The 6173-nt window shown below is 44.3% G+C and carries 5 protein-coding genes and 1 pseudogene; all 6 read left to right on the forward strand.

Annotated elements, in window-relative coordinates; genetic code table 11:
- Positions 1-277 precede the first annotated feature (277 nt).
- Positions 278-388 (forward strand): annotated as a pseudogene (locus tag NBH14_RS28420) (helix-turn-helix domain-containing protein); the annotation flags it as partial.
- A gap of 396 nt (positions 389-784) precedes the next feature.
- Positions 785-2386 carry a YfcC family protein gene (locus NBH14_RS28425; RefSeq protein WP_186959861.1) on the forward strand — a complete coding sequence of 534 codons (1602 nt, stop codon included), beginning with the start codon at positions 785-787 and terminating at the stop codon, positions 2384-2386.
- Between the two features lie 24 nt (positions 2387-2410).
- Positions 2411-3196: a glycoside hydrolase family 16 protein gene (locus NBH14_RS28430; RefSeq protein WP_186959860.1), complete on the forward strand. Its 786-nt coding sequence runs from the start codon at positions 2411-2413 to the stop codon at positions 3194-3196.
- 152 nt (positions 3197-3348) lie between these two features.
- On the forward strand, positions 3349-4563 hold the full coding sequence (locus NBH14_RS28435; RefSeq protein WP_186959859.1) for an aminotransferase class V-fold PLP-dependent enzyme: 1215 nt from the start codon (positions 3349-3351) through the stop codon (positions 4561-4563).
- A 10-nt stretch (positions 4564-4573) separates the two neighbouring features.
- The gene (locus NBH14_RS28440) at positions 4574-4975 is read left to right on the forward strand and encodes a VanZ family protein (RefSeq protein ID WP_186959858.1); all 402 of its coding nucleotides are present in this window, start codon (positions 4574-4576) and stop codon (positions 4973-4975) included.
- 19 nt (positions 4976-4994) lie between these two features.
- A complete protein-coding gene (gene rnhB / locus NBH14_RS28445; RefSeq protein WP_186959857.1) occupies positions 4995-5594 on the forward strand; it encodes a ribonuclease HII in 600 nt (199 codons plus the stop codon).
- Positions 5595-6173: the final 579 nt, after the last annotated feature.

Raw genomic sequence — 6173 nt, forward strand, 5'->3', positions numbered from 1 at the left:
ATTCGACTCAAGGATATCAATGAATGGGCATCAAAAAAACTATCGCCAAACCTAGTCTCCATGCGGAATCAAACACTAAAAAAAGTATGCTAAAATGAGAACACTTTACTGAACACCCTACCCGAAGGGGTTCAATCATAGCCTGTTATTCGCCCCTTTCAGGGACGTACCATCCGGTAGATATCTGGCTCCCCCGGCTTCACCGGGGGCTATTCACAGTTAGTCCTTTCAGGACAAGCAGCGACACTAAAACATTCAACTCTGATAAATTTAGAACTATTCGATAGAGGAAGTCGCAGAAATGGTCGGTTTCAATGATACGGCCACCTTCCACAAACGTTTCATGGAACAATACGGAACGACGCCTTCGCAATATGGGCCGCCGTAAGGCCGATATATAGTTATATTTACCTGAAAACCCGTTTTAAACGAGCACTAACTTCGTTTTAAACGGGTTTTTTCTCATTTAAAACGGGGTTACAGTCCGTTTAAGACGAATTTCATCTCGTTTAAAACGAAATTTTTGCAACATCGTGTAGTAACCTAATTTTGGTTGTCTGTTTTTTGTCTTACTCCTGAAGTGGGTTGACTGGATTTAACATTTAAAACTATATCGGGTTGACCGTTTTTTCTTTTATCTCTAAAAGCGGTTTACCCCTTTTTTCCCGGAATGTTTCATTTCTGAATAAATATTGAACCCATAAACACCTCCATCCCCTTTCTTTTTTTGAATAAAACAAATGTTTGCCTTACTTTTGCGGTTAATTCTAATCCAAAAGAACGAATGAAACTGAATAAGATACCGCATACTTACACAATTATATCCGTTGTAATCCTGATCTGTGCCGTCCTTTCCTGGATCATTCCTGCCGGCGAATATTCCAGGGAGGTACGGGCAGTCAATGGTACCGAACGTACGGTTATTGTAGATAATTCCTTTCATGCAGTCGATCCCGCCCCACAGAGCTGGCAGGTCTTCGGTGTGTTGCTGGAAGGATTCGAGAAACAGGCTGGCATCATAGCTTTCCTGCTGATTATCGGGGGAGCTTTCCAGATTATGAACAGTAGCCGGGCGATCGATACCGGGATATTATCTTTCTTGCGTAGTTCGCGTAAGGTGGAGAAATATGGCTTTTTCCGGATGATTGGAGTGAATAATGTCGTGATATCCTTGATTATAACCCTGTTCAGTTTGTTTGGAGCCGTATTTGGCATGAGTGAGGAGACGCTTGCGTTTGTCATCATTATTGTGCCGCTTGCCATATCGATGGGGTATGATTCCATCACAGGACTCTGTATGGTTTATGTGGCGGCACATGTCGGTTTTTCAGGAGCTATCCTGAATCCGTTTACAATCGGAATCGCGCAGGGATTGTCTGACTTGCCGCTGTTCTCTGGTTTCGGTTACCGGTTGTTTTGCTGGGTGGTACTTACTTCTATCCTGATCGTTATCGTTCTCCGTTATGCGGCGAAGGTGAAAAAGAATCCGAAGCTGTCTCCTATGTATGAGGCGGATGCCTACTGGCGGGAAAAGGGAGAAGTTGCTTCCGAAGAGGTGCAGGAAGAAAAGACGACCCGTTCCGCCTGGGTTGTCTACCTATTGTTGTTGCTTTCATTGATCGGCTTTTCGATCTATTACCCTTCTACCACATTTGAAGTAGGAGAGAGTGCTGTGAGTTTTCCGGCAGTACCGGTGTTTACCACCCTTTTTGCTTTGACCGGTTGGTTGGGACTGCGCAAGTCGAATCAGTTTTTTATTTTGAACTTATTGGGCTATACTATTGTCTTTCTGGTAGTAGGCGTGATGGGATATGGATGGTATCTGATGGAAATATCGGCTATCTTCCTGGCTATGGGACTGCTGTCCGGGTTTGCCAATAACGAGGGAGCCGACGGGATCATCAGCCAGTTCCTGACCGGAGCTAAAGATATGCTTTCGGCTGCACTGGTAGTCGGACTGGCGGGCGGGATTATCCAGATACTACAGGACGGGCGTATCATCGATCCGATCCTGCATAGTATGGCTACTTTGATGGGAGAGGCCGGAAAGATTGCTTCCCTCGGAGTTATGTACCTGATCCAGACTACGATCAATATTATTATCCCTTCCGGTTCGGCGAAGGCGGCATTGACTATGCCGATTATGGCACCATTCTCGGATGTGATCGGTATTTCCCGTCAGGCAACAGTGCTGGCGTTCCAGTTCGGTGACGGGTTTACCAATATGATCACACCAACTTCCGGTGTTTTGATGGGGGCGCTCGGCTTGGCTCATATACCTTATGAAATATGGGTGAAGTGGTTTTTCCGCATTCTTATCCTGTTTATTTTGCTGGGAATGTTATTGTTAATTCCCACAGTTTTAATACCTTTGGATGGATTCTAATCACTTATTCTTAAATACTGCGATATGAAAAAGAACTTTTTAGGGCTGTTGGCCTGCTTGGGCATGATGATTGCCTTACCGTGTTGTAAACCGTCACCTGCTGAGTGGAAATTGGTTTGGGAAGATAACTTCGATCAGACCGGTAGTTTTGATCCTGCTTCATGGAGTAAGATCCCCCGTGGCAAATCCGACTGGAATAACTATATGTCCGATTTTGACTCTTGCTATGCCATGCGTGACGGGAAGTTGGTATTGCGCGGCCTGGTTAATTACAGTCTGCCGACCGATACGGCGGCCTATATAACCGGTGGTGTTTATACAAAGGATAAAGTAGGCTTTAATAACGGGCGTCTGGAAATTCATGCAAAGCTGAACGGAGCGACCGGCGCATGGCCTGCTTTCTGGCTGCTGCCTCAGGATGGCAAATGGCCCGGCGGAGGTGAGATCGACATTATGGAGCGTCTGAACAATGATAGTATCGCTTATCAGACAGTCCATTCCCATTATACTTTTGATCTGGGCATTAAAGATAATCCGAAACAGGGGAGTACCGGACTTATCAACCCGGATGATTTTAATACCTACACGGTAGAAATGTATCCGGATAGTCTGGTGTTTTTCATAAATGAAACCCGTACGTTTGCCTATCCCCGGATTGAAACGGATAAGGAAGGGCAGTTCCCCTTTAATGACGGTAAATTTTATCTGTTGCTGGATATGCAGTTGGGCGGTAGCTGGGTAGGTACCGTTGATCCGGAAGATCTGCCAGTAGAAATGGAGATAGACTGGGTTCGCTTCTATCAGAAATGATAAAAAGAACTTCATAGGGTACAAGAAAGCCTTTCGCGTAGAAACGAAAGGCTTTTTTTATATTCTTATATCTGTATAAATGAATAAATCGCCGTTGTTAAAATAAACATCGTATCTTTGGCGTTTGTTATACGACTAAAGATACACGAGCTATGTTAGATATACAGTCTATCCGGAAAGATTTTCCAATACTGGAACATAAGATATACGATAAACCGCTCATTTACTTCGATAACGGTGCTACAACGCAGAAGCCCCGGTGTGTGGTTGAAAAGATAGAAAGCGGTTATTATAATGTAAATGCCAACATCCATCGCGGAGTGCATTTTCTGAGCCAGGCTGCAACCGAAGCGCATGAAGAAGCACGTAAGACCGTACAATCATTCCTGAATGCGCGTTCTTCCAATGAAATTATTTTTACACGCGGAACGACGGAAGCGATCAATCTGATAGCTTCCAGCTTCACCGACGAATGTATGTCGGCTGGCGATGAGGTGATTGTCTCTGTTATGGAGCATCATTCCAATATCGTCCCCTGGCAGATACAGGCAGCCCGCAAAGGAATAGCCTTGAAAGTGATCCCGATGAATGAAAAGGGGGAACTGGATATGGAGCAGTTCCGTGAACTCTTCTCGGAACGGACGAAGCTGGTTTCCGTAACCCATGTCTCGAATGTGCTGGGTACAATAAATCCGGTGAAAGAAATAATTGAGGAAGCGCATAACCATGATGTGCCGGTATTGATAGACGGTGCGCAGGCTGTGCCTCACCTGGCAGTCGATGTGCAGGATCTGGATGCTGAGTTCTATGTATTCTCCGGTCATAAAGTATACGGACCTACCGGTATCGGTGTGTTGTATGGAAAAGAAGAATGGCTGGATAAACTGCCTCCTTATCAGGGTGGTGGCGAAATGATCGCGACTGTCTCGTTCGAGAAGACGACATTTAATGAATTACCGTTTAAATTTGAAGCCGGTACCCCTGATTATATCGGAAGTACGGCTTTGGCAGAAGCCCTGCGTTATGTCAACCGTTTGGGGATGGATAATATCGCCGTTTACGAAGACGAACTGTTACGTTATGCGACCGAAAAGCTGAATGCAATCGAAGGAATGCGTATTTTTGGGCAGGCTGACCATAAGGGGGCAGTTCTTTCTTTTCTGGTAGGCAATATTCATCATTATGATATGGGGATGCTGCTCGACCGTTTGGGAATTGCCGTGCGTACCGGTCACCATTGTGCCCAACCGCTGATGCAGGCTTTAGGCATTGAAGGTACCGTGCGTGCTTCTTTCTCTTTTTATAATACGAAAGAAGAGATCGATACTTTCGCAGCCGGGGTAGAACGTGTAAGAAAAATGTTTTAATAAGTAGTCTATGCTATATTACCTGAAGAAATATCCAATATCCTTGACAATCATTTTGGTTGTTATTTATCTGTCGTTTTTCAAGCCGCCTTCAGTGGAGATCGGAAAGATCCCGGGAATAGACAAGGTTGTCCATATTTGTATGTATGCCGGATTGTCCGGTATGCTTTGGATCGAGTTTTTACGTAATCACCGGAAATATGATGAGGTCTTGTGGCATGCCTGGATAGGAGCCGTGCTTTGTCCGATCCTGATGAGCGGGGCGATTGAATTATTGCAGGAATATTGTACGTCATACCGGGGAGGCGACTGGTTTGACTTCCTGGCAAACATCACAGGAGTTGCATTGGCAACCTTATTCTCTTATTTCGTGTTGCGCCCCTGGATGATAAAAAAGAAGATAGTAAATTGATTCATACAAATAAAACGCTATGTTGTTACCTTATTTGGAAGCGAACCGGATAGAAGCCGGATGTGATGAAGCCGGACGCGGGTGTTTGGCCGGGTCGGTATTTGCCGCAGCTGTTATTTTACCACCTGATTTCAAGAACGAAGATTTGAATGACAGCAAACAGTTGAGCGAAAAGAAACGGTATGCCTTGCGTCCTGTTATAGAGAAAGAGGCAATAGCCTGGGCTGTCGGTATCGTTACTCCTGAAGAAATTGATAAGATAAACATACTGAAGGCTTCTTTTCTAGCTATGCACCGTGCCATCGACCAGTTGCAGGTAAGACCGGAGCATCTGCTGATCGACGGAAATCGCTTTACTCCTTATCCCGATATAAATCATACGACAGTGGTGAAGGGGGATGGTAAATATCTGAGTATCGCTGCTGCCTCCATCCTTGCCAAAACTTATCGTGACGATTATATGGACGAACTTGCCAAAGAGTATCCGGATTATCACTGGACTGAAAATAAAGGTTACCCTACTAAAGCCCACCGTGAAGCAATCCGTGCAATCGGAATTACCCCTTATCACCGTAAAACATTTACTTTATTACCGGAACAATTAACATTGAATTTTTAGTTTTTATTCTTCATCTTTCAATTAATGTCATTGCACTGAGTAACCCCTATTTATTAGTAACACCGGCGGACCTGAAGGGTTCGATTATGAATAGCCTCCGGTGAAGCCGGAGGAATAGTGGTTTCCCTCCAGTGAGCCCCGAAGGTGTTCAATCATAGCTTGTTGTCGTTATTCGCCCCTTTCAGGGACATGGTGTTTGGCGGATATCCGAATCCCCCGGCTTCACCGGGAGCTATTCACAGTTAGTCCCTTCGGGACATTCACCATAACCAAAAAGTGTTTAGTGCTCTCTTTGGGCTATTTTTTTTAACATAGTTCACATAGGACTAGGTCTTTTAAGAAGATAAAGGGGCTTTTCTCTGCAAGAAAGAAGTAATTTATAGCCTTATTTTATTAATTTTTGCATTAAAGTATGTTGTTTTTGCGAAAAATACTATATTTGCAATCGGTTTCTTAACCTAGTCCTATGTGAACTACGTTAATAATGCCACTAGTATTGATATTTTGAAAAACTTAGTTTGGCAAAATATACAGGTAAATCGATCTGATAGTTTGCTGTTGGATTGTCTTCTTTGGATA

The organism is Parabacteroides caecihominis, assembly GCF_023656785.1.
GTDB lineage: Bacteria > Bacteroidota > Bacteroidia > Bacteroidales > Tannerellaceae > Parabacteroides > Parabacteroides segnis.